Genomic DNA, 22,234 nt, shown 5'->3' on the forward strand with positions numbered 1-22,234 from the left:
AGCCTGTTTGCTGAGGGGATGTTCCCTGTGCGTTCGTTCGGTGCGTCGTCGGCGCATAAAGGATTGTGGCTGGCGCAGAAAATGTCTCCGGAAACGCTGAACCACGCGCTGACCATGTGGGACGTGGACGGTGCACTGGATTCGGCGGTGATGGAATCCGCATTCCGGCACGTCCTCGGCGAAGCGGAGGTGCTGCGCGTCAACTTCGTCGACGACGGCGGCGGACTGCGGCTGATTCCCCGGGAATTGGGGGACTGGCGACCGTTCCTCCTGGACCTGAGCGCCGAGGCGGATCCCGAACAGGCCGCGCGTGAGGCGCTGGCCGAGCTGGTGAGGCAGCCGTTCGACCTGGAGCGGGACCTGCTGTTCCGCTTGGGCGTGATCGAACTCGGGCCGGCTCGCTCGCTCGTGGTGATCGCCTACCACCACCTCATCTCGGACGGGTTCGGCGCGGGCGGCCTGCTGTCGCGGCGCCTCGCCGAGGTGTACACGGCACTGGTCCGGGGGACGGAGATCGCCGAACCGCCGCACCCGTGGGACGTCGAGTCGTTCAGCGCCGAGACGGACCGCTACCGCGACTCGCCGAAGTTCGCCGAGGACACCGCGTTCTGGCGCGAGTACCTCGCGGACGCGCCGCCGCCCGCGCAGGTGCCGCGGATCGCCCTGCCCGACGCGACCCGGTCCGCGCTCGCCGAACCGCTGGGCAGCGCCGACCGCTGGGGGCAGTTGGCCGACGCTATCGGCATGGCGAGTCGAACGCTGACCGTGCCGCGCGCCGAGGCGGACGCCTGGACCGAGACCGCGAAGTCCATGGGCGTCTGGATGTCCTCGCTGGTGACCGCCGCCGCCGCGGTGTACCTCCGACACCGGTGCGACCACCCGGAGTTCCTGCTCTCGCTGGCCGTGGGCAACCGGGTCGGGGCGGCCGGCCGGACCCCCGGCCTGGCGGTGAACGTGGTGCCGGTGCGGGTGAAGGTCCCGCTCGGTGCGACCTTCGGCGAGATCGCCGACGCGGTGGTGGACGAGACGTACGAGATCTTCGGCCGAACCGCCTGCCACTACTCGGAGATCCAGCGCGCGAGCGAAACCGTGCTGAGCGGTCGTGGCAGTTTCGGGACCGTGATCAACGTCGTCGAGTTCGTGGACCGACTGCACTTCGGCGACCACCCGGCGCGCTACCTCGGCGCGACGACCGGCGCCTTCGACGAGCTGGCGATCGGCGTCTACACCGACGGGAGTCCCGAGAGCGACCTCCACGTCCGGCTCGACGCCCCCGCGGGCCTCTACTCCGGAGCCGAACTACACTTTATCGGCGCGGAGTTGATCGCCCATATCCGCGCGGTGATCGCTGCGGACCCGCAACTGCCGGTCGGTGCGCTGGACGTGCTCACCGGTGTCGAGCGGGATCGGGTGCTGACGGCGCCGGATCAGCCGCCCGGGCCCGGGGCGACGCTTGCGGAGCTGTTCGCCCGCCGGGTGGAGCAGGCCGGCGACGACGTCGCGGTGGTGTCCGGGGACACGGCGCTGTCGTACCGCGAACTGGACGAGCGGTCGGACCGGCCGGCTCGGGCCCTGCGCCGCCGGCAGGTCGCACCCGAGACGGTCGTGGCGGTGGCGATGCCCCGATCGGCGGACCTGGTCGTCGCCCTGCTGGCCGTGGTGAAGGCGGGCGGGGCCTACCTGCCGATCGACCCGACCGCCCCGGCGGAACGCATCAGGTCGGTGCTGAGCGATTCCTCGGCGCGTGTACTGCTCACCGACGCGGCGAGCGCGGCCGGGCTCCCCGGCGATCTGCCCGTGCCGACGATCGTGTTCGACGACCTCGGGTCGCACACCGCCGACGGCGACGACGCACGGGAGGTTTCACCCCTGCCGCATCCGGACAACCTGTTGGCTGTGCTCCATGGCTCCGGATCGAACGGCGCGGCCGGCGGGGTCGCCGTGACGCACCGGAACATCCAGCGGATCGTCGCCGACCGGCACTGGCGCGACGGCGGCCGAGGCACCGTTGTGTGGCACTCGCCGCCCACCTCCGAAGCACTCGCCCTCGAACTGTGGGTGCCGTTGCTGAGCGGCGGCCGGGTGGTCGTGGCCCCGCCGGGGGAACTCGACCTCGATGTTGCGACCGAGCCGCGAGCGGGCTCCACGATGTGGCTGCCCGCCGCCCGGTTCGCGGCGATCGCGGCGGAACGCCCCGAGTGCCTGGCCGGGTTGCGCGAGGTGTGGACCGGTGGTGACCGGGTGCCCGCCGCCGCGGTGCGGCGGATGCGCGAGGCGTGCCCCGAGCTGAGCATCGTCATCGGTCACGGTCCGACGGAAACGACCGGGTTCGCCGCCGGCGACCGCCCGGTGGCGGACGGACCGGCGCGGCCCGCGGGCACGGTCGGCCTGCCGATGGACCACACCGCCCTGTACGTGCTGGGGCCGGGCCTGGCGCCGGTGCCCGCGGGCGTGGTCGGCGAGTTGTACGTGGCCGGGCCCGGCGTGGCCCGCGGCTACCCCGGACAGGCGGGGCGGACCGCCGAGCGGTTCGTACCGTGCCCGTTCGGGCCCGCCGGCGGGCTGATGTACCGGACCGGGGACCGGGTGCGCCGGGGCGACGGCGCACGGCTCGAATACGTGGGCCGTGCCGACGCCCGGGCGGAGGTACACGGGCTGCGGGTCGAACCGGCCGAGGCCGAGGAGGTGTTGGCCGAGCACCCCGGGCTGGCCCAGGCGGTGGTGGTCGGCCGGGAGGACGAGTCCGGGCAACGACGCCTGGTGGCCTACGTGGTCCCGGCGGGCGGCCCGCGCGGCGACCTCTCGGGCGAGGAACTGCGGCGGTTCGCCGCGGCGCGGCTGCCGGAGTTCCTGGTGCCGTCGGTGTTCGTACCGCTGGATCGCCTGCCGGTGACGGCGGGCGGACGGGTGGACCGGGCCGCGCTGCCCAAGCCCGAGTTCGACGACGGGCAGTATCGGGCACCGCGCAACCACACCGAGCGGGTGTTGGCCGCGGCCTTCGCCGACGTGCTGGAGCTGGACCGGGTCGGCATCGACCAGGACTTCTTCGACCTGGGCGGCAACTCGCTGCGGGCGATCCGGCTGGTCGGGCTGATCCGGGCGGAGTTGAACCACGAGGTGTCCATCCGCAAGCTGTTCGCGGCGCGCACCATCACCGGTCTGTCGGACATGTGGGGAGACCTCTCCCGATCGAGCAGGCCGGCCCTGCGCAAGCGCACGAAGGACGGCGAAGTGCTCTGAACGCCGACCGCGATCACCACCACTACCCGCACGGAGAAGGCATGTTCGAATGAGGAGTCCGGTGGAGGAACGGTGGGTGCGTCGCTTCCGCGACGACGACGGGTGCGCGACGAGGCTCGTCTGCTTCCCCCATGCCGGCGGCTGGTCGACCGCGTACCGCACCTGGCCGGTGGGACTGCCCTCGGACGTCGGGGTGTTCGGCGTGCGATACCCGGGCCGGGAGGACCGGCTCGGCGACGCCTTCCCGTCCGGACTGGAGGCGCTCGCGGACGACATCGCCGACGCGCTCGCCGAGTCGACGCGCCACCGGCTGGTGCTGTTCGGCCACAGCATGGGTGCCTCGGTGGCGCACGAGGTGGCGCTGCGCCTGCAACGACGAGGGTGTGCGCCGGTCGCGTTGTGCGTGTCCGGCCGGCGTCCGCCGCATGCCCTGGAGGGCCAACGGCGGTTCCTCGGCACGGACGAGGAGATGATCGCCGACGTCGTGCGCTTCGACGAGAGCCGCGCCCCGGTTTTCGCGGACCCGGGCCTGCGGGAGATCCTGCTGCCCGCGTTCCGCGCGGACTACCGATTGGTGGACGAGTATCCCGCCGGCCGGCGGGACCCGCTCGACTGCCCGGTCTACGGCTACACCGGCGACGGCGACCCCGAGGTGACCCCGGAGCAGATGCGCGGTTGGGCGGACACCACGAACGCCGGCTTCCGGCTCCGGGTGTTGCCAGGTGGGCACTTCTACCTCAAGGCCAAGGAGAAGGTGCTGCTCGCGGACCTGAGCGAGGTGCTGCGTCGGATCAAGTACCGTGCGGAGGCCGCTTCCTGAGGTGGGCGCTCGGCGCGACGGGTCGGGCCGGTGGGCAAGGCGGGTCGGGCCGGCCGGATGTCGATGGCGCCAATGGCGCCATCGGAGTCGAGACGACTTGCATATGGCGCATGCATTGCGCCATGATGGCGTCATGGACGTTTTCGCTACTCCCGACCCGATCTCCGTCAAGCTCGACATCTACGTCGGCGACGTGCAGATCACCGCCGAGGACCGGATCGACACCGTCGTCGAGGTACGGCCGACCGACGAGAGCGACGCCTCGGACGTGAAGGCCGCCGAGCAGACGAGTGTCGGGTTTGCCGACGGCGTGCTGGTGGTCAAGGCCCCGAAGCCCGGGCTGTCGGCCATGAACCCCTCCCGCAAGTCCCGTTCGGTGGACGTGTCGATCGTGCTGCCGATCGGTTCGCACGTGCACGGCGAGGCGGCCCTGGGCGACCTGCACTGCTCCGGCCGGCTCGGCGAGTGCACGTTCAAGACGACCACCTCCAACGTGCGTCTGGAGCAGGTCGGCGCGTTGCGGCTGCGTACGGCCGGCCACATCACCGTGGGTCGTGTCGACGGCGACGCGGATGTCCGCACCTCGATCGGACGCATCCGGATCGGCGAGATCGACGGCGCGGCCGGAGTCAAGAATGCCAACGGCAACACCGAGATCGGCAAGGTTACCGGCGACATCCGGGTCCGCGCCTCCAACGGCGACATCACCCTCGACCACGCCCTGGGCGACCGGACCGACGCCAAGACCGCCAACGGCAGCATCCGGGTCGGCGAAGTGGTCCGCGGTGCGGTCGTGCTCAAGACCGCGTGCGGTGACCTGGAGATCGGCATCGGTGCGGATCGCCCGGCGAAGCTGGAACTGACCACCGGTTACGGGCGCGTACACAACTCGCTGCAAGAGGTGGCCAAGTCGGCCGAGGAGTCGATCGAGGTGCGGATGCAGTCCTCCTACGGCGACATCACCATCCACCACGCCTGACGAACGGCAGGCCCGGGAGCGGGTGTTCCCGGGCCGTCGACGGGATGCGGACCGCATGCACGCGCATCCCGTGGGCCTCCGGCGGATCCGGGCCGGGCGCGACCGGCGCGATCGCGCGGGCCGCCGCGCCGCTACTGCACCCAGCCGTTGAACTGCTGCTTGCCGCGCTGGGACCGCCTGCTGTTGGTCAGCGCCGCGGCGGACGCCCGGACCATCCAGGTGTTGACCGAGATGCCCTGGCTGGACGCCGCCTTCTCGATCTGTTCCTTCATCTCCTCCGGGGGCCGGAAGTTGATCCGGGCCGTGGCGCCGCTGCGCGGGCCACCGAGGGCGCCGGTCAACCAGTCGCTCGCCGCGTCACCGGTTTCGGCCGGGTCGTCCCCGGCGGGGCCGCCGTCGCTCGGGGGCGCGGTCACCACGAAGCTTGGATCCATCCCACGCAGGCGCAGGTCCACCGAGCCGGGCGCCAAGTCCCGGCTGATCTCGTCGACCGCGGCCGACAGGACCTTGAGCAACGTGAGCCGGACGGCCGACTCCAGCGGGGCGACGAGTCGCTCGGCAACCGCGCGGGTCTCGGTGTCTCCGGCCGCGGAGGCTGCGACCAGCTCGTCGCGCAGCGCCTCGACGTACTCACGTAGTTCCATGGAACTATCATGGCACATCGATTGCGCCGCGCGGCGCCTGACCGGCGCGCCATTTGTCGGCGCTGTCTTTGTCCTGGTACGTGTGGTGTTTCGGTCGATCGACCGACGCTATTCGGATGCCTTCGGGTCACAACGCGCGAGTGGATTCGGGCAGCCTGTCGCCATCGGCGAGGGCCATGGCGCCATGATGACGCCATGGCGTTCGCGGTCCGGCTCAGCAGTATTCGGCGCTCAGGATGGGCAGGATGGTCTCCGCCCCCCAACTGGCGTTGTAGTTGAACGCGATCCGGTGCCGGCCGTCGTCGGTGGTGGCGACCATGGAGATCCACCCCAGCATGCCGCCGTCGTGGTACCACACGGTGGTGCCGCAGCCCAGCGTGTACCGCTCGATGCCGAGTCCGTAGGAGGCGCCCGGAAAGTCGGGGTTGTCGACGGTCGCCTTCATCGCCGCCAACTGCCGCGGCGGCAGCAGCTTTCCGCGCATCAGGGCACCGTAGAACCGGTTCAGGTCGGCCGCGCTGGAGATGATGTCGCCGTTGCCCCAGCTCTGGGACCCGTTGACCGCGGTGACGTCGTCGACGCGATCCGGCTGCGCCGGGAAGAGCTTGGCGTAGCCTCGGCTGCTCGGTCGGGGCAGGCGGCTGCCCCGCCCGGGGGTGGAGGTCGCTTCCAGGCCCAGTGGTTCGATGATGCGGTCGCGTACCTCGTCCTCGTACGACCTGCCGCCGACCCGCTCGACGATCAGCGCCGCCAGCACATCGTTGGTATTGGAAAACGAGTGCCGGGCCCCGGGCGTGAACAGCGGCTCGTGGGACAGACCCACCCGCACCCGCCACTCGGGCGTCAGCGTGTCGTAGCGGTGCCGGAGGTAGCCGTCGCCCGCCAGGTACGCCTCGCCGTACGCCGGGTCGGCGAGGTAGTCGAACAGGCCGCTGGTGTGGTTGAGCAACTGGCGCACGGTGATCGTGCGGCCGTCGTTGCCGTTGCCGCGGACCAGGCCGGGCAGTCGGCGCTCCACGGTGTCGTCGAGGTCGAGCCGGTGCTCCGCCTCCATCTGGAGCAGCACGGTGGCCACGAAGGTGTTGGTGAGGTTGCCGACGCGGAACCGGTCGTCCTTGCCGCGCGGCGCACCCGTGCTCAGATCGCCCACGCCCGGCGCCGACTTCCAGACTCCGTCGGCATCGTGTACCTGTGCGGTGATGCCCGGAACACCGGCCCGCACGGCCGCGTCCAGCGCGCGCTGCGTCGCCTGGTGGCCGCCCGCCCCGGCACCGGTGCCCCGCGCCGCCTGGGCGGAACCGGTGAAGACGCCGGCCGCCATCGCGATGGCCGCCAGCACGGCCACACCGGCCCTGGATCTTTTGCGTATCGCCATTTCCGCGCTCCCGGGAGTCGTCACTACTCGCCTGTATGCCGTACTCGTGCGGTCCGTCGGCGGCAGCGTAGATCACCATGGCCGGGTACGGGGCGGTTGCGCGGCAAGAGCGCGGCAAGAGCGCGGCCGACGCGGAAAGCGCGTTCGCGTGTCTCGCCGGCGGGACAGCTCAGGCGGCCTGCATGCCCCTGGCGCGGGCGGTGCGCGAGGCGGTTTCGGAGCCGAGCAGGTCGAGCACCTCGCGGGCACGATCGGGCCGGGTCGAGGAGGCGGGCACGGCCGCGCCGAACGTCGAGGTGATCGCGGCGGTGCCGGGCAGCGGGCCGATCACGGTGACGCCGGGCAGGTCCATCAGTTCGCTGTGCTGTTGCAGGGCCAGGTCGGCCGCGCCGGACGCGAGCAGGCTGCCGACCGGCACGCCCGGCGGGGCCTGGACGAGGCGGGTGCGGAGCGGGTCGGCGAGGTCGAGCCGGGCGATCAGTTCGAGCAGGGCGGTGCCGCTGGGCCCGGTGGAGTAGGCGATCCGGTCGGCGGCCAGCAGGGCGGCGCGCAGGTCGGCTGCCGAGTCGAGGGCCGGCACCGGTGACCCGGACGGCACGGCGGCCACGACCCGGGACACCCACAGTGGGCGCACGGTGCCCTCGACCAGGTGTCCCTCGCGGGCCAACTCGGCCAGTGCCCCGTCGGCCAGCACGAGCACATCGGCCTCGGCGCCCTCGCGTATCCGCCGCGCGATCTCGACCCCGCCGGCCGACTCGAAGCCCACCCCGATGCCGTGCGCGAGCCGAATGTGGTCGGCAACCTCGGCCAGGATCAACCGCGTTGCCATCGAGGACAGCCCACGGATGCGTCGGTCCACGTCGCCTCCCCATGTTCGGCAGTCGGTACGTCCGGCGATCGGGCAGCCGGTCCGCGCACCCCCGTCGGCGCGGACCGGTCGCGCGACCGAGCGCCGGACGTCTGCGCCGAGCCTGCCAGGCGGGCCCGGATCCGCCCGGGCGGGCTTCCGCCTGGCGGAAACACCGCCCGACCCGAGGCCGTCCCGGATGCCAGGGTTCGAGGAGTTCGAGATGTTCGCCGCGTTCCGGGAGATGCCATGGCCGATGCCGCCGCTGTCGACACCGTCACTTCGGTTCCGATAACAATCGTCGGGGCCGGTCCGGCCGGGCTCATGCTGGCGCATCTGCTCGGTCGCGCGGGCATCGAGGCGGTCGCGATCGACACCCGCACCCGGCACGAGATCGAGACCACGCAGCGCGCCGGCATCCTGGAGGCGGACGTCGCCCGGGACCTGGTCGAGACCGGCGTGTCCGACCGGATCCTGCGCGACGGCGACGAGCACGAGGGCATCGAGCTGCGCTTCGGCGGCCGGCCGTACCGCATCGACTTCCAGGAACTGGTCGGCGAGTCGGTGTGGCTCTACCCGCAGACCGACGTGTTCATCGACCTGGCCGCCGCCCGGGACCGCGACGGGGGCACCGTGCACTTCGGCGTCCGGGACACCGAGGTCCTCGACGTCACGAGCGAGCAGCCCCGGGTGCGCTACACCGCGCCCGACGGGACCCGCCACGAGATCCGGGCGCGCTACGTGGTCGGCGCGGACGGGTCGCGCGGCATGTGCCGCGGCCTGGTGCCCGAGGACCGGCGGGTGCGCTACACCAAGGAGTACCCGTTCGCCTGGTTCGGCATCATGACCGAGGCGCCGGCGAGCGCGCCCGAGCTGGTGTACGCCTGCTCCGAGCACGGCTTCGCGCTGATCAGCCAACGCACCGAGACCGTGCAGCGGATGTACTTCCAGTGCGACCCGCACGAGCCGGTCGACGCCTGGTCGGACGACCGCATCTGGGCGACGCTCCAGGCCCGGGTGGCCGGCGAGGACGGCTTCCGGCTCGCCGAGGGGCCGATCTTCGAGAAGACGGTGCTGCGGTTCCGCTCGTTCGTGCAGGAGCCGATGCGCTGGGGCTCGATGGTCCTGGCCGGCGACGCCGCACACACGGTGCCGCCGACCGGCGCTCGCGGCCTCAACCTCGCGCTGCACGACGTCAAGGTGCTCGCCGACGTGCTGGTACGGGCATTCGGCGGCGAGGGCGCCGGAGCACTGGAGGACTACCAGCCGCGCGCCCTGCAACGGGTGTGGCGGGCCCAGAACTTCTCCTACTGGATGACCCGACTCCTGCACACCGCGCCGGGCGGCACGCCGTTCGACTTCCGACGTCGGCTCGGCGAACTCGAGAACGTGGTGGGCACCCGCGCCGGCCGCGGCTACCTCGCCGAGCAGTACACCGGCTGGCCCACCCGCACCTCGGCCTGACCCCGGACACCCCCAGGAGAGAACGCATGATCATCGACTGCCACGGTCACTTCACCACCGCGCCGGCGCAACTCGCACAGTGGCGGGATCGGCAGGCGGCGGCGGTCGCGGACCCCCGCGACGCGCCCGACCCCGACGACCTGGTCATCACCGACGACGACCTGCGTCGGGCGATCGAGGGCAACCAGCTCCGCCTGATGGACGAGCGCGGCAGCGACCTGACCGTCTTCTCGCCGCGGGCCAGCTTCATGGCGCACCACATCGGCGACTTCGAGGTCTCCTCGATCTGGGCGCGGATCTGCAACGACCTGGTCCACCGGGTGAGCACGCTCTACCCCGACCGGTTCGCGACGGGCGCGATGTTGCCGCAGTCGCCGGGCGTCGACCCGGCGACCTGCCTGCCCGAGCTGCGCCGCGCGGTGGAGGAGCTGGGCGCGGTGACGATCAACCTCAACCCCGACCCGTCGGGCGGCCACTGGAGCGCCCCACCACTGACCGACCGTAGCTGGTACCCGATCTACGAGGCGATGGTCGAATACGACATCCCCGCGATGATCCACGTCAGCACCTCGTGCAACCCGGCCTTCCACACCACCGGCGCGCACTACCTCAACGCCGACACCACGGCGTTCATGCAATTGATCCAGGGCGACCTGTTCGCCGACTTCCCGACGTTGCGGTTCGTGATCCCGCACGGCGGCGGCGCGGTGCCCTACCACTGGGGCCGGTTCCGCGGCCTGGCGATGGCGCTGGGCAAGCCGGACCCCGAGACGTTGTTGGACAACGTCTTCTTCGACACCTGCGTCTACCACCAGCCCGGCATCGACCTGCTCACCCGGGTGATCCCCAGCCGGTCCGTGCTCTTCGCCAGCGAGATGATCGGCGCGGTCCGCGACGTCGACCCGCGCACCGGTCACCACTTCGACGACACCAGGCGATACGTCGACGCCACCGCGAACCTCTCCGACCCGGAGCGGGCCGACGTTTACGCCGGCAACGCCCTCCGCGTCTACCCCCGACTCGCCGCCCGCCTGGCCGCGGCCGGTCACTGAGACCCCAGGAGCACACCCCATGGAGCACACCGAGATCGGCGTCGTGCACACCTCGATCACCCGGGCCGACCCCGAAGCGGTCGCCGCGCTGTCGGCGTTCGGCGTGGCCACGATCCACGAGGCGATGGGCCGGGTCGGGCTGATGCGCCCCTACCTGCGCGGGGTCTACTCGAAGGCCCGGTTGTGCGGTACGGCGGTGACCGTGCTGCTGCAGCCCGGCGACAACTGGATGTTGCACGTCGCCGCCGAGCAGATCCGCGAAGGCGACGTCGTGGTCGCGGCCTGCACCACCGAGAGCGAGGACGGCTTCTTCGGTGAACTGCTCGCCACCTCGTTCCGCGCCCGGGGCGCCCGGGGCCTGGTCATCGACGGCGGCGTGCGCGACGTGGCCGAGCTGGAGGAGATGGACTTCCCGGTCTTCGCGCGGGCGGTCAACGCCAAGGGCACCGTCAAGGCCACGCTCGGCTCGGTCAACGTGCCGGTGGTCTGCGCCAACGCCCTGGTCCGCCCCGGCGACGTGGTCGTGGCGGACCGCGACGGCGTCGTCGTGGTGCCGCGCGAACGGGCCGCCGAGGTCGCCGAGGCGTCCGCGCGGCGCGAGGAGAACGAGGAGGGCAAGCGCGCGCGATTCCGCGCGGGCGAACTCGGCCTGGACATGTACGACATGCGCGGCCCGCTGGCCGCGCTCGGACTGCGCTACGAGGACCGGGGATGACCGAGAACTTCGCGAAGACCCCCGGCTGGTTGGACTGGTACGCCCAGCCGAGCCGGCCGCGCTTCCGGCTGCCCGGGGGCGCCGTCGACGCGCACTGCCACGTCTTCGGCCCGGGAGCGGAGTTCCCGTTCGCCCCCGAACGCAAATACACCCCCTGCGACGCGTCCAAGAAGCAACTCTTCGCGCTCCGCGACCACTTGGGCTTCGCCCGCAACGTCGTGGTCCAGGCGACCTGTCACGGCGCGGACAACGCCGCCATGGTCGACGCGCTGCGCGCCTCGGGGGGCCTGGCCCGGGGCGTCGCGACGGTGCGGCCGGGGATCTCGGACGGGGAACTGCGCGAACTGCACGAGGCCGGCGTGCGCGGCGTGCGGTTCAACTTCGTCAAGCGCCTCGTCGACGCGGCACCGCGGCAGGACCTGTGGGACGTGGTCGAGCGGATCAAGCCGTACGGCTGGCACGTCGTGATCTACTTCGAGGCCGCCGACCTCGCCGACCTGCGCGACTTCTTCCTGGACATCCCGGTGCCGCTGGTGATCGACCACATGGGCCGACCCGACGTCACCCGGGACCCGCACGGCCCGGAGTTCGAGGCGTTCGTCGACTTCGTCCGGGCCAGACCCGACATCTGGTGCAAGGTGACCTGCCCGGAACGGCTCTCGGCGAGCGGCCCCGCGGCCCTGGACGGCGAACAACACGCGTATCGCGACGTCGTCCCGTTCGCCCGACGGGTGGTCGAGGAGTTCCCCGACCGGGTGTTGTGGGGCACCGACTGGCCACACCCCAACCTCACCGCGCACATGCCCGACGACGGCCTGCTCGTCGATTTCATCCCGCACATCGCGCCGACGCCGGAACTGCGCCGCAAGCTCCTGGTCGACAACCCGATGCGGCTGTACTGGCCGGACGCCACCTGACCCACCGTACGATCGGAATCCCACCATGGCGCTGGACAAGACCTACAAACTGGTTCCGGGAACGACCGTCTTCGACGCCGAGCAGTCCGCCAAGGGCTACCACCTCAACCAGTTCTGCATGTCGCTGATGACGGCGGCCAATCGTGCCCGCTACCTCGCCGACGAGCGCGCCTACCTGGACGAGTGGCCGCTGCGCGAGGCGCAGAAGCAGGCCCTGCTCGACCGCGACCTCAACGCCGCGATGGCCGAGGGCGGCAACATCTACTTCCTCGCCAAATGGGGCGCGGCCCTGGGCCTGTCGTTCCAGCAGATGGCGGGCTCGATGACCGGCATGACCGAGCACGACTATCGCGAGATGATGGTCGGCGGCGGTCGCTCCATCGAGGGCAACCGGATCGACCACGCCGTCCTGGACGCGGCGTACGCCGACCCGACACCGCCGACCGAACACGCCACGATCACCGCCGGCGTCTTCACCTCGCACGTGCCGGCGATCGGCGCGGCGATCGACCACGGCAAGACCGACGAGCCCTATTGGCAGCCGCTCTTCGAGGGCTACGAGTACGCCAAGCAGTGGGAGCGGGAGAACATCCCCGACGTGGTCTTCCTGGTCTACAACGACCACGCCACCGCGTTCGACGTGTCGCTGGTACCGACCTTCGCGCTCGGTACCGGCGCGGCCTACCCCACCGCCGACGAGGGCTACGGGCCGCGGCCGGTTCCGGGCATCGAGGGACACCCCGAACTCGCCGCACACATCGCGCACTCGCTGATCCGCGACGACTTCGACCTCACCCTCGTCAACGAGATGGCCGTCGACCACGGCCTGACCGTCCCGCTGTCCCTGATGTTCGGGGACGTCGACGCGTGGCCGTGCAAGGTGATCCCGTTCCACGTCAACGTGGTGCAGTACCCGGTGCCCTCGGGCGCCAGGTGCTACGAACTGGGCCGGTCGCTGCGCAAGGCGATCGAGTCCTACGACAAGCCGTTGAAGGTCCAGGTGTGGGGTACCGGCGGGATGAGCCACCAGCTCCAGGGCCCGCGCGCCGGCCTGATCAACCGCGAGTGGGACAACGCCTTCCTCGACAGGCTGATCCGGGACCCGGCCGGTCAGTCGCGGGTGCCGCACCTGGAGTACGTCGAAGAGGCGGGCTCGGAGGGCATCGAGCTGGTCATGTGGCTGATCGCCCGCGGGGCGATGAGCGACATCGACGGCTCGGGCGAGGTCGAGGTCAAGCACCGCTTCTACCATGTGCCGGCCTCCAACACCGCCGTCGGCCACCTGATCCTGGAAAACCACCCGCGGGCCCAGGCGCCCGCCGCGAAGGAGTGACATGAGCGCCGAACAGACCGTCCGGATCGCCCTCGCCGGGGGCGGCGCCTTCGGCGCCAAGCACGCCGCCGCGCTGGCGCGGATCGAGGGCGTCGAGGTGACCGCGATCGTGAGCGGCACCCTGGAAAGCGCCCGGAAGTTCGCCGCCGAACAGGGCGTGGGCCGCGGCGTGGCCTCCCTGGAGGAGGCACTGGCGATGGACGACGTCGACGCCGTCGTCCTCGCCACACCCACACCCATGCACGCCGCCCAGACGATCGCCTGCCTGGAGGCGGGCAAGCACGTCCAGGTGGAGATCCCGCTCGCCGACTCGCTCGCCGACGCCGAGGCGTGCCTGGCCGCGCAACAGCGCACCGGACTGGTCGCGATGGTGGGCCACACCCGCCGCTTCAACCCCAGCCACCAGTGGGTGCGCCGACAGGTCACGGCGGGGGACTACCGCATCCAGCAGATGGACGTGCAGACGTACTTCTTCCGCCGCAAGAACCTCAACGCCCTCGGTGAGCCGAGGTCCTGGACCGACCACCTGCTGTGGCACCACGCCGCGCACACCGTCGACCTGTTCGCGTACCAGACCGGGTCGCCGATCGTGCAGGCCAACGCGATCCAGGGCCCCATCCACCCCGAACTCGGCATCGCCATGGACATGTCGATCCAACTGCGCGCGGAGAACGGCGCGATCTGCACCCTGTCGCTGTCGTTCAACAACGACGGACCGCTGGGCACGTTCTTCCGCTACATCGGCGACACCGGCACCTACCTGGCGCGCTACGACGACCTGGTCACCGGCAAGGACGAACCGATCGACGTGAGCGGGGTCGACGTCTCGATGGACGGCATCGAACTCCAGGACCGCGAATTCGTCGCCGCCATCCGCGAGGGGCGCGAGCCGAACTCCTCGATCGCCCAGGTGATGCCCTGCTACCGGACACTGGCCGCCCTCGAGAAGCAGCTCGCCGCTGCCGCGAACTCGTGACCGCGCCCCGCCCGTCGAGCCCGGGCCACGCGCCGCGCCGGATCGGCCCGATCGAGGTCTCGGCGATCGGCACCCCCGCCGTGTCGGACCTCACGGGCCGCGCCGGTGTATCGCTCGTAGAGGGCGTGCTCGGCGACCGGGTCCAGGGCCGCCGTCGGCTCGTCCGGCAACAACAGCAGCGGGGTGCGTTTCATCATCGCGCGTGCGGTGGCCACGCGTTGCCACTGGCCGCCGGACAGTTCGACGCCGTCCCGGTAGGTCCGACCCAGGTGCGACGCGAGACCGTCGGGCCGGCGGTCCGGAAGGCGCGCCGCGTCCGCGGCCTCCAACGCGCGGGCAACCGGCGCCGCCTCGTCCATCCGGGCGGGGTCGCCGGCTCCGACGCTGTGCTGTCCGCTGGTCTCCAGCCTGGCGTAGTCCTGGAAGGTCCCGGAGACACGTTCGCGCCACCGGTCGATGTCCAGGTCGGTCAACGGCGTGCCGTCGACGAGCAATCGGCCGCCGTCGGGGGTGTACAAACCGCACAACATCTTGACCAGCGTCGTACCCCATCACGCCCATGTGCGCCAGGCCGACCACCTTCGGCTCCTGCCGCGGGACCGCCGACCGGACCTGCACATCGCCTGGGGCGGCGGCAACGCTTTCGCCCGGAGCGTGCACAGCACGCCGCTGCTGGACCCCGTCCCGGCGCAGGTCTTCTACTTCGGCGACCTGGACGTGGCCGGGGTGCGGATCGCGGCAGCCGCGACGCAACAGGCCGAGGAGTTCGGACTCGGCCTGCCACGACCCGCCGTGCCCTTCTACCGCTTCCTCGTCGAGGGCCCACCCTCCTGGCGCGGCCCCGACCGCAGCAACCGGCCCGGCAGTTCCCACGGCACGCTGCTTCCGTGGTTCCCGCCGGACCTGCGCCCCGCCATCGCCGACCTCTTCGCCACCCGTCGGCGCATCCCCCAGGAACGACTCGGTCTGTCGGCGCTACACGCCGACCCCTCCCTCTGGCTGTGGCTGATCGATCCGCCCTGAGGGCGCCCGGGCCCTATCGGGTCCTTGTCGGGTTCAGATGCGGTCGGCGGCGATCAGGAGGTATTGGAAGGAGCCGTCCCGGTAGGAGTTGATGAACGCCTCCTCGATGCCGGTGACCAGGGAGGAGGTGGCTCGCGCCTCCCAGTAGGGCAGCGTTGCCGGGGTCAGGTCGATGACGGCCTGGGGGACGAGGCGGTTGTCGGCCATGGTGCGCATGTACTCGCGGCGCGAGTGGATGTTGCACTCGAAGTGCGCGTTGATCCGGGAGACCCACTTCGAGGGCTGGCCGTAGCGGGGGTTCCAGCAGCCGGTGATGGTCACGTAGCGGCCGCCGACGGCGAGGATGCGGGAGTGCTCGGCGAAGAGGTCGTCCAGGTCGACGTACATGCTCGACTCGTTGTTCCACGAGGCCGCCACCCGCCCCGTCTCGAAGGGCATGTCGAGCATGTTGCAGACGCGGGCGTGCACGGAGTCCGCGATGCCGAGTTCACCGGCCCGCCGGTTCGCGAACTCGGCCTGCTTGGCCGACAGCGTGACGCCCTCGACGTCGCAGCCGAAGCGCTGGTGGGCCATCACCATCGAGCCGCCGCGGCCGCAACCGGCGTCCACGAGCGTGTCCTCGCGGCCGATGGTGCCCAGGTGGTCCAGGAGGGTGTCGGTCTGGGCCGATTCCAGGCGGTGCAGCTCGGCGATCAGCCGCTGCTCGTAGCCGCTGTCACCGGTGTTCCCGAGGGCGGCGTGGTCGACGGGGCCGATCCCGTAGTGGTGGTGGTAGAGACCGTCCACGTCGCCGAGCCGCAGGTTCACCGGCCGTGCCTCGTGGTCCCAGTAGCGGGCGATGTCGCCCTGGTAGGGCGTGGCCGGGGCGGGCACGAACGCGGAGACAGGGGCGACGATGTGCTGGGTGTTGGTCACAGATGAGTCCGTTCTTACCAGAAGTCGGGAAGGCTGTAGCGGTAGGTGTTGGTCCGGTGCCAGTAGTGGTTGCCGTCGACCCACGCGGCCACGCCCCGCAGGAAGCGCGGCAGGGCGGCGATCGGCAACTCGGCGGCCAACTCGGCGGCGGCGGCCTCGAAGGCGTGCATGAGCTCGTTGTGGACCTCGATCGCCTTCAGATAGGCGTCGCGCTCCGAGCAGCCCTCGCGGTCGGCGATCACCACGGGCAGGTTCAAGTGGCGTCCGGGGGAGGCCAGTTCCTTGGTGTACGAGTACAGGTCATTGACGATCGTGGTCGCGTTCCCGGCGAGCGCGATGACCCGTTGCATGCCGGGGTGGGCATGCAGGTCCGCGGCCAGTTCGTAGCCGCCGACGGTGTCGGTGATGGTCGGGCAGGGGCGGAAGTTGTTGAACTGCCGCATCGCCAGGTATTCCCACACCTCCGGTACGTGGTCCGTCTCGGACCAGGACGCCTCCGCGAGGTACCCCAGGTGCAGCCGCGCCATGTCGTGCCGGAAACGATCGGCCTGGGACGGGGTGGCCTGCCCGACGAAGTACTCCATCGCCGAGCGGTAGGCGCGCCGCGGGGCGTCCGAGTGCAACGACCGGGCCCACTGGGGCTCGTACTCCGTCGTCGTCCACACGGGATCCAGGGCGGTATGCGCCAACAACAGGCGCCCGCCCAGGCCGACGGGCGAGCCGCCGTGGTCCTCGCAGTAGCAGTCGTCGACGGCGTTCTCCGCCGCCATCAGTCGCGCCGCGATCATCAGGTGGTCGACGGTGGGCGCGTCCGGATGGCAGGCGACCATGTAGCGGCCCACGGAGAAGCCGTCGAACTGGTCCTCCCAGTCGGGCGGGAAGAGCTCCACCTCGTCCACGGCCCAGGACTTGATCCGGCGGCCGACCTCCTCCGCCCGTACCGGGTCGGGCTCCGGCACCGGGTGGTGGTAGAGGCCCGGGATCGCGATGCCCTCGGTCGGTGGTTCGGCCGGCGGTTCGGCGGGTGCGGGCGGCTCTTCCCGCCGGTACGGGAACAGCCCTGCCGTGCCCAGGCCACTGGGGCCGCGCAGGATGCGCGCCGGCGCGGGACGCGGGGATCCGGCCGGGACCGGGGACGTGGGTGCGGGCAGGCTCGACGGCGAGGAAGAAGGCCCGGGCTGGGGCATCCGCAACTCCTTGGCTCCTTGGTGAGTGGATGGGCTGTCCCCGAATCCGGGCGTGCTCGGTGGACCGGCCGACCCGGGACGGTGCGTGGTGTCGTGCTCCGCGCGAGCCGGCGGAGCGTGTCCTCGATCGCCCGACGGGCGATCGAGGACACGACCTAGGCCCTGCGGGCGATCCGGACGTTCTCCAGCACGCCGAGCGCGTCGGGCACCAGGACGGCGGCGGAGAAGTAGGTGGTGACCAGGTAGGAGATGATCGCCTTCTCGTCGATCCCGGTGAAGCGCACCGACAGGCCCGGCTCGTACTCGTCGGCCAACCCCGTCCGGCGCAGGCCGACCACGCCCTGATCGTCCTCGCCGGTGCGCATCACCAGGATGGAGCTGGTGCTCTCCTTGGTGATCGGGATCTTGCCGCAGGGCAGGATGGGGACCCCGCGCCAGGCCGGGACCAGTTGTCCACCGAGGTCGACATGGTCCGGGTAGAGCCCGCGGGCGTTGAACTCGCGCCCCATCGCCGCGATCGCCTTGGGATGGGCGAGGAAGAACCTGGAGCCGCGACGACGACTGAGCAACTCGTCGAGGTCGTCCGGGGTCGGGGCCCCGGAATGGGACTGCACGCGCTGCGTGAAGTCGACGTTGTGCAACAGGCCGAAGTCGCGGTTGTTGACCAGTTCGTACTCCTGGCGCTCGCGCAACGCCTGGATGGTGAGCCGGAGCTGCTGCTCGGTCTGATCCATCGGCTCGTTGTAGAGGTCGGCGACCCGCGAATGGATCCGCAACACGGTCTGCGCGATCGAGAGTTCGTACTCGCGCGGGTCGAGTGCGTAGTCGACGAAGGAGCCGGGCAGCGCGGGCTCGCCGGTGTGGCCGGCCGACATCGCGATCTCGGCCTCGCCGTGCCGGTTCCGCGGCCGGCGCGACAGCGCGGCGAAGCGATCGAGGTGGGCGCGCAGGTGCGGCGCGCCGGCCAGCACGGTGTCGAAGTCGGCCCGGGACAACGTCAGGAGGGTGCCGGCGGTCTCGGCGGTGGCGGTGGACTCCCAGGTGGCGTCGCCGTCCAGCAGTGCGTTCGCGCCGAAGTGCTCGCCGTCGGCGAGTACCCCGACCGCGACTTCGTCACCGTACTCGCCGGCCGACGTCCGGCCGATCCGGCCGTGGGCGATCAGCTGTACCCCCGTGGCCGGCGCACCGCGCTCGACCAGCACCTCACCCGCACGAAAGTCGCGTTGCACGCACCGGCCGGCCAGCGCGGTGAGCACCTGCGCGTCGTCGAAGCCTCGCAGCAGGGCGAGTTCGCCGAGTCCGGCGGGGATCACCCGCACCCGCGAGCCGTCCTGCACGAACCCGACGCGCCCGTCGCCGACGGTGTGGGTCAGCCGTCGGTTGACCCGGTACGTCCCGCCCGCGACCTCCACCCAGGGGAGCACCCTCAACAGCCAACGAGAGGTGATCTCCCGCATCTGGGGCACGGACTTGGTCGTGGTGGCCAGGTTGCGGGCCGCCGCGGTCCCCAGGCTGCCGGGCTGCCCGCTCGGCTCCGACTGCGGGCTGGTGTCCACGGTCATCGACGGATTCTCCTTCATTCGGGCAACAATCGGCACATGTCAACATCACCGGTGACAAAGGAAAAATAGAAGGACATTCGGGCCCTGCGCCCGGGGACAGGAGCACGCTAGCGATCGGCACACCCGAACGGACCCTTGAACCGTTCGTATTACCTCGATGCGGTGATTTCTCGCGCCGGGTGTTTGAAGAGCGCTCCGGTGTGCATCGGCCGACGTCCCACCGGATCGCGGCCGGGTGGGGCGGCTCGGCCGCTGCGGATCCGACTCCGCGAGGCACCGCGAGGCCCGGCGAGCAGCATCTATACCTTCGCTATACCGCCCATAAAGCAGTGCCCGTGAGGCTGTTCCCCGGCAGCGGAACCCGAGCGGAGGGTGGGACGCGATGGAGGGCAACCATCACCTGTTCGGCTGGTCGGACCTGATCTTCTACGACACCCCGAGCCGATGCGCGATCGAGAGCCAGGACGAATTCGCCGCCACCACCCGGCAGTTGCCCGCCGGCTGGCGACGCGACGCGGAAGGCGTATGGACGGTGCTGCGGCCCGAGGACGTGCAACCGCCGCGCCAGGGCTGGAAGATCCACGTCTCGGCCACACTCGACGGCGCACCGCGAACCCTGGACGTCGTCTGGGAATACTGCGTCGCGCACGGGCTCCCGTTCAAGCACCTGCGGGATCGCCACCTGCAATTGCTGCTGGGTTCCAAGTACGCGCCCAGGTCGTCCGCCGGCAAGGTCGTGGTCCTCTACCCGAGCGACGAAACCCGATGCCGGACGGCCCTCGAAGAGTTGTCCGAGCTGCTGGCCGGCCACCCCGGGCCCTATGTGCTCAGCGATCTGCGCTGGGGGGACGGGCCGTTGCACGTGCGCTACGGCGCGTTCCGGGAGATGTGGGTCCTCGACGAGGACGACGAACTGGTGGCCGCGATCGAACGCCCGGACGGCACCCTGGTGCCCGACCGCCGGCGGCCGGTGTTCGCGGTGCCCGGCTGGGTGTCGATCCCGGACTTCCTGCGCCCGCACCTGGACGCGCGCAACGCCGCCACGGGCACCGACTTCCCCTACCGGATCCGGCGAGCCCTGCACTTCTCCAACGGCGGCGGGGTCTACCTGGCCGAACGAGTGGCCGACGGGCGACGCGTGGTGCTCAAGGAGGCCCGACCGCACGCGGGCCTCGATCGCGCCGGACACGACGCGCGGACCCGGCTGCGGCGCGAGCGGGAGATCCTCGACCACCTCGCCGACATCCCCGAAGTCCCGCGTGTCGAAGCCTACTTCACCGCCTGGGAACACGAATTCCTGGCCCTGGAGGAGCGCGTGGGGGAGGGACTGTACGCGTGGGCCGGACGCCGGCACGTGCTGTTGCGGCCCGACCCGGGCGAGGACGAGGTGGCCGACTACACCCGGACCGCGCTGCGCCTGCTGGACCGCGTCCGCGACGTCGTGGAGCGCATCCACGCCCGCGGGGTGGGCATCGGCGACCTGCACCCGGGCAACATCCTGGTGGCCGAGGGCGGGGCCGTCTCGCTGCTCGACTTCGAGACCGCCTCCCGGGCCGACGAGAGCCACCGCCCCACGATGGGCGCCCAGGGCTTCGCCGCCCCCTGGCACCCGACGGGCGAGGCCAGGGACCGGCACGCGCTCGCCGCGATGCGACTGTGGGCCTTCCTGCCGAACAACCGGGCCTTCCCGCTGAGTCCGACCAAGGTCGAACAGACCATCGCCGCGGTGCTGGAGCGCTTCCCGATACCCGACCCCGACAGCTTCGCCGCCCAGATCCGACGGGACATGGGCGTCGTCGACGGCCGTTGCGAGCAGGTCGCCCCCGACCTGGCCCCGGCCCTCGCGGAGCGACGACGCGCGCTGCTCGGCGAGCCGGCCGACGTCGATCCCGGTGCCGAGGACGCCGACTGGGAAGCGATACGCACCTCGCTGGCCGACGCGATCCGACTCAGTGCCACGCCGGAGCGGCGGGATCGGCTGTTCCCGGGAGACCCGCGCCAATTCCGGGACGGGCCCGCCTCCTTCGCACACGGCGCGGCCGGCGTGTTGTGGGCGTTGACGGTGACCGGACGCGAGTGCCCGGACGAATACGTGGACTGGCTGGTCGCCGCGGTCGACGCCGGCCTGCCCGGCCAACCCGGCTTCCACACCGGCCTGCACGGCACCGCCTACGCCCTCGACCGCCTCGGCCGGCCGGACAGCGCCCGCGAGTTGCTGCCCGCGGCCTACGCGCTCACCGACGACGTACGCGGGATTTCGCTGTTCACCGGCCTGTCCGGAATCGGGCTGAACGCCCTGTACTTCGCCGCCCGGCACCAGGACCCGCAGTCCCGCCGCCAGGCCGAACGCATCGCCGAGCGCGTCGTCGACGCGGTGACCCGCGGTTGGCGAGCGGGCAGCGCGCCTCGACCGGGCCTGATGTACGGCTGGTCCGGCGCCGCGCTGTTCCTGCTGCGTTGCTTCGAGAGCACCGGCGACAAGTCCTACCTGGACCGGGCCGTCGAGGCGCTGGGCCGCGACCTGGACGACTGTGTGGTCGTCGCCGACGGCACGCTCCAGGTGCTCGACCCGGGCCGCCGTACGCTGAGCTACCTGGCCACCGGGAGCGCCGGTATCGCGCTCGTCGCCGACGAGGTGCTGGCGCATCGCGAAGAACCCCGGCTGCGCAGCGCCATCCGCGCCATCGCGGGCGTCTGTCGGCCCGAACTCGCGGTCGAGACACACCTGTTCAACGGCCGCGCGGGACTGATCGGGACCCTGGCACGACTGCGCCGGCACGACCTGGGATTCGACCCGGACCCGGTGCTCGCCGGCCACCTGCGCCGCACCGCCGCCCTCGCACTGTCCTACCGCGGCCGCCTCGCCTTTCCCGGCGAAGGGAGTCTGCGGCTGTCCATGGACCTGGCCACCGGCAACGCCGGAGTGCTCCTGGGCCTCACCGCCGCCCTGGATCCCTCCGCCGAGTTGCTCCCCTTTCTCCGTACCGATCTCGGCCGCACGTCGGCCGAGGCATCCCGGTACGGGTCGCCGACCGACCGAGCCGTAGGGGGGAGGTGAACACACATGGCCACGATCCTCGACCTTCAGGAGCTGGAGACCTCGACCGAGGGTTCCGAGCTTCCGGTGAGTCTCGCGAGCTGGCACTGCTGACGTTAGCCGCAGCCGCCACGAGCGCTGTCCGGCA

The 22,234-nt window shown here is 71.3% G+C and carries 19 protein-coding genes; 12 read left to right on the forward strand and 7 right to left on the reverse strand.

What is annotated here, in order from left to right; genetic code table 11:
- The first annotated feature begins 18 nt into the window (after nucleotides 1-18).
- The 3 genes from ABZ374_RS03460 (at nucleotide 19) to ABZ374_RS03470 (ending at nucleotide 5,039) form a co-directional block, all read left to right on the forward strand.
- Nucleotides 19-3,240, forward strand: coding sequence for an amino acid adenylation domain-containing protein (locus ABZ374_RS03460; protein WP_360305937.1), 3,222 nt, complete (start codon nucleotides 19-21; stop codon nucleotides 3,238-3,240).
- A gap of 76 nt (nucleotides 3,241-3,316) precedes the next feature.
- Nucleotides 3,317-4,060: an alpha/beta fold hydrolase gene (locus ABZ374_RS03465; protein WP_360305645.1), complete on the forward strand. Its 744-nt coding sequence runs from the start codon at nucleotides 3,317-3,319 to the stop codon at nucleotides 4,058-4,060.
- A 133-nt stretch (nucleotides 4,061-4,193) separates the two neighbouring features.
- Nucleotides 4,194-5,039: a DUF4097 family beta strand repeat-containing protein gene (locus tag ABZ374_RS03470; RefSeq protein ID WP_360305647.1), complete on the forward strand. Its 846-nt coding sequence runs from the start codon at nucleotides 4,194-4,196 to the stop codon at nucleotides 5,037-5,039.
- A gap of 131 nt (nucleotides 5,040-5,170) precedes the next feature.
- Here ABZ374_RS03470 and ABZ374_RS03475 read toward each other — a convergent pair whose 3' ends face one another.
- The 3 genes from ABZ374_RS03475 to ABZ374_RS03485 all read right to left on the reverse strand — a co-directional run bounded on the left by ABZ374_RS03475 (nucleotide 5,171) and on the right by ABZ374_RS03485 (nucleotide 7,917).
- Nucleotides 5,171-5,683: an Arc family DNA-binding protein gene (locus tag ABZ374_RS03475; RefSeq protein WP_360305649.1), complete on the reverse strand. Its 513-nt coding sequence runs from the start codon at nucleotides 5,681-5,683 to the stop codon at nucleotides 5,171-5,173.
- A gap of 214 nt (nucleotides 5,684-5,897) precedes the next feature.
- Nucleotides 5,898-7,058 (reverse strand): serine hydrolase domain-containing protein, encoded by a 1,161-nt coding sequence (locus ABZ374_RS03480; protein ID WP_360305651.1) that lies wholly within the window; start codon nucleotides 7,056-7,058, stop codon nucleotides 5,898-5,900.
- A gap of 169 nt (nucleotides 7,059-7,227) precedes the next feature.
- Nucleotides 7,228-7,917, reverse strand: a complete 690-nt coding sequence (locus ABZ374_RS03485) for a substrate-binding domain-containing protein (protein WP_360305653.1) — start codon at nucleotides 7,915-7,917, stop codon at nucleotides 7,228-7,230.
- A 237-nt stretch (nucleotides 7,918-8,154) separates the two neighbouring features.
- On the opposite strand from ABZ374_RS03485, the gene ABZ374_RS03490 reads away from it, so the two are divergent.
- The 6 genes from ABZ374_RS03490 to ABZ374_RS03515 are packed head-to-tail and all read left to right on the forward strand — an operon-like array spanning nucleotide 8,155 to nucleotide 14,362.
- Nucleotides 8,155-9,369, forward strand: a complete 1,215-nt coding sequence (locus ABZ374_RS03490) for a 4-hydroxybenzoate 3-monooxygenase (protein WP_360305655.1) — start codon at nucleotides 8,155-8,157, stop codon at nucleotides 9,367-9,369.
- 26 nt (nucleotides 9,370-9,395) lie between these two features.
- Complete coding sequence (locus ABZ374_RS03495; RefSeq protein WP_360305657.1) at nucleotides 9,396-10,421, forward strand: amidohydrolase family protein; 1,026 nt, start codon at nucleotides 9,396-9,398, stop codon at nucleotides 10,419-10,421.
- 19 nt (nucleotides 10,422-10,440) lie between these two features.
- Entirely contained in the window at nucleotides 10,441-11,136 is a 696-nt protein-coding gene (gene ligK, locus ABZ374_RS03500; RefSeq protein WP_360305659.1) for a 4-carboxy-4-hydroxy-2-oxoadipate aldolase/oxaloacetate decarboxylase, read from the forward strand.
- Nucleotides 11,133-12,053, forward strand: a complete 921-nt coding sequence (locus ABZ374_RS03505; RefSeq protein WP_360305661.1) for an amidohydrolase family protein — start codon at nucleotides 11,133-11,135, stop codon at nucleotides 12,051-12,053. The genes ligK and ABZ374_RS03505 overlap by 4 nt, the downstream gene beginning before the upstream one ends.
- Nucleotides 12,054-12,078: 25 nt before the next feature.
- Complete coding sequence (ligA, locus tag ABZ374_RS03510; protein WP_360305663.1) at nucleotides 12,079-13,386, forward strand: protocatechuate 4,5-dioxygenase subunit alpha; 1,308 nt, start codon at nucleotides 12,079-12,081, stop codon at nucleotides 13,384-13,386.
- A gap of 1 nt (nucleotide 13,387) precedes the next feature.
- On the forward strand, nucleotides 13,388-14,362 hold the full coding sequence (locus tag ABZ374_RS03515) for a Gfo/Idh/MocA family oxidoreductase (RefSeq protein WP_360305665.1): 975 nt from the start codon (nucleotides 13,388-13,390) through the stop codon (nucleotides 14,360-14,362).
- Here ABZ374_RS03515 and ABZ374_RS03520 read toward each other — a convergent pair.
- A complete protein-coding gene (locus ABZ374_RS03520) occupies nucleotides 14,308-14,892 on the reverse strand; it encodes an ATP-binding cassette domain-containing protein (RefSeq protein ID WP_360305667.1) in 585 nt (194 codons plus the stop codon). The two genes, ABZ374_RS03515 and ABZ374_RS03520, sit on opposite strands and share 55 nt — an antisense overlap.
- Nucleotide 14,893: 1 nt before the next feature.
- Between ABZ374_RS03520 and ABZ374_RS03525 the strand changes: the two genes are divergently transcribed.
- Nucleotides 14,894-15,385: a hypothetical protein gene (locus ABZ374_RS03525; RefSeq protein WP_360305669.1), complete on the forward strand. Its 492-nt coding sequence runs from the start codon at nucleotides 14,894-14,896 to the stop codon at nucleotides 15,383-15,385.
- Nucleotides 15,386-15,418: 33 nt separating this feature from the next.
- Here ABZ374_RS03525 and ABZ374_RS03530 read toward each other — a convergent pair whose 3' ends face one another.
- The 3 genes from ABZ374_RS03530 to ABZ374_RS03540 all read right to left on the reverse strand — a co-directional run bounded on the left by ABZ374_RS03530 (nucleotide 15,419) and on the right by ABZ374_RS03540 (nucleotide 19,049).
- Nucleotides 15,419-16,300 carry a geranyl diphosphate 2-C-methyltransferase gene (locus tag ABZ374_RS03530; RefSeq protein ID WP_360305671.1) on the reverse strand — a complete coding sequence of 294 codons (882 nt, stop codon included), beginning with the start codon at nucleotides 16,298-16,300 and terminating at the stop codon, nucleotides 15,419-15,421.
- Between the two features lie 14 nt (nucleotides 16,301-16,314).
- The gene (locus ABZ374_RS03535) at nucleotides 16,315-17,487 is read right to left on the reverse strand and encodes a family 2 encapsulin nanocompartment cargo protein terpene cyclase (protein ID WP_360305673.1); all 1,173 of its coding nucleotides are present in this window, start codon (nucleotides 17,485-17,487) and stop codon (nucleotides 16,315-16,317) included.
- A gap of 155 nt (nucleotides 17,488-17,642) precedes the next feature.
- Nucleotides 17,643-19,049: a family 2B encapsulin nanocompartment shell protein gene (locus ABZ374_RS03540; RefSeq protein ID WP_360305675.1), complete on the reverse strand. Its 1,407-nt coding sequence runs from the start codon at nucleotides 19,047-19,049 to the stop codon at nucleotides 17,643-17,645.
- A 382-nt stretch (nucleotides 19,050-19,431) separates the two neighbouring features.
- On the opposite strand from ABZ374_RS03540, the gene lanKC reads away from it, so the two are divergent.
- The gene (gene lanKC, locus ABZ374_RS03545) at nucleotides 19,432-22,107 is read left to right on the forward strand and encodes a class III lanthionine synthetase LanKC (RefSeq protein WP_360305676.1); all 2,676 of its coding nucleotides are present in this window, start codon (nucleotides 19,432-19,434) and stop codon (nucleotides 22,105-22,107) included.
- Between the two features lie 6 nt (nucleotides 22,108-22,113).
- Entirely contained in the window at nucleotides 22,114-22,200 is an 87-nt protein-coding gene (locus ABZ374_RS03550) for a class III lanthipeptide (RefSeq protein WP_360305939.1), read from the forward strand.
- Nucleotides 22,201-22,234 lie beyond the last annotated feature (34 nt).

It is taken from the genome of Embleya sp. NPDC005971 (assembly GCF_040629175.1).
GTDB lineage: Bacteria > Actinomycetota > Actinomycetes > Streptomycetales > Streptomycetaceae > Embleya.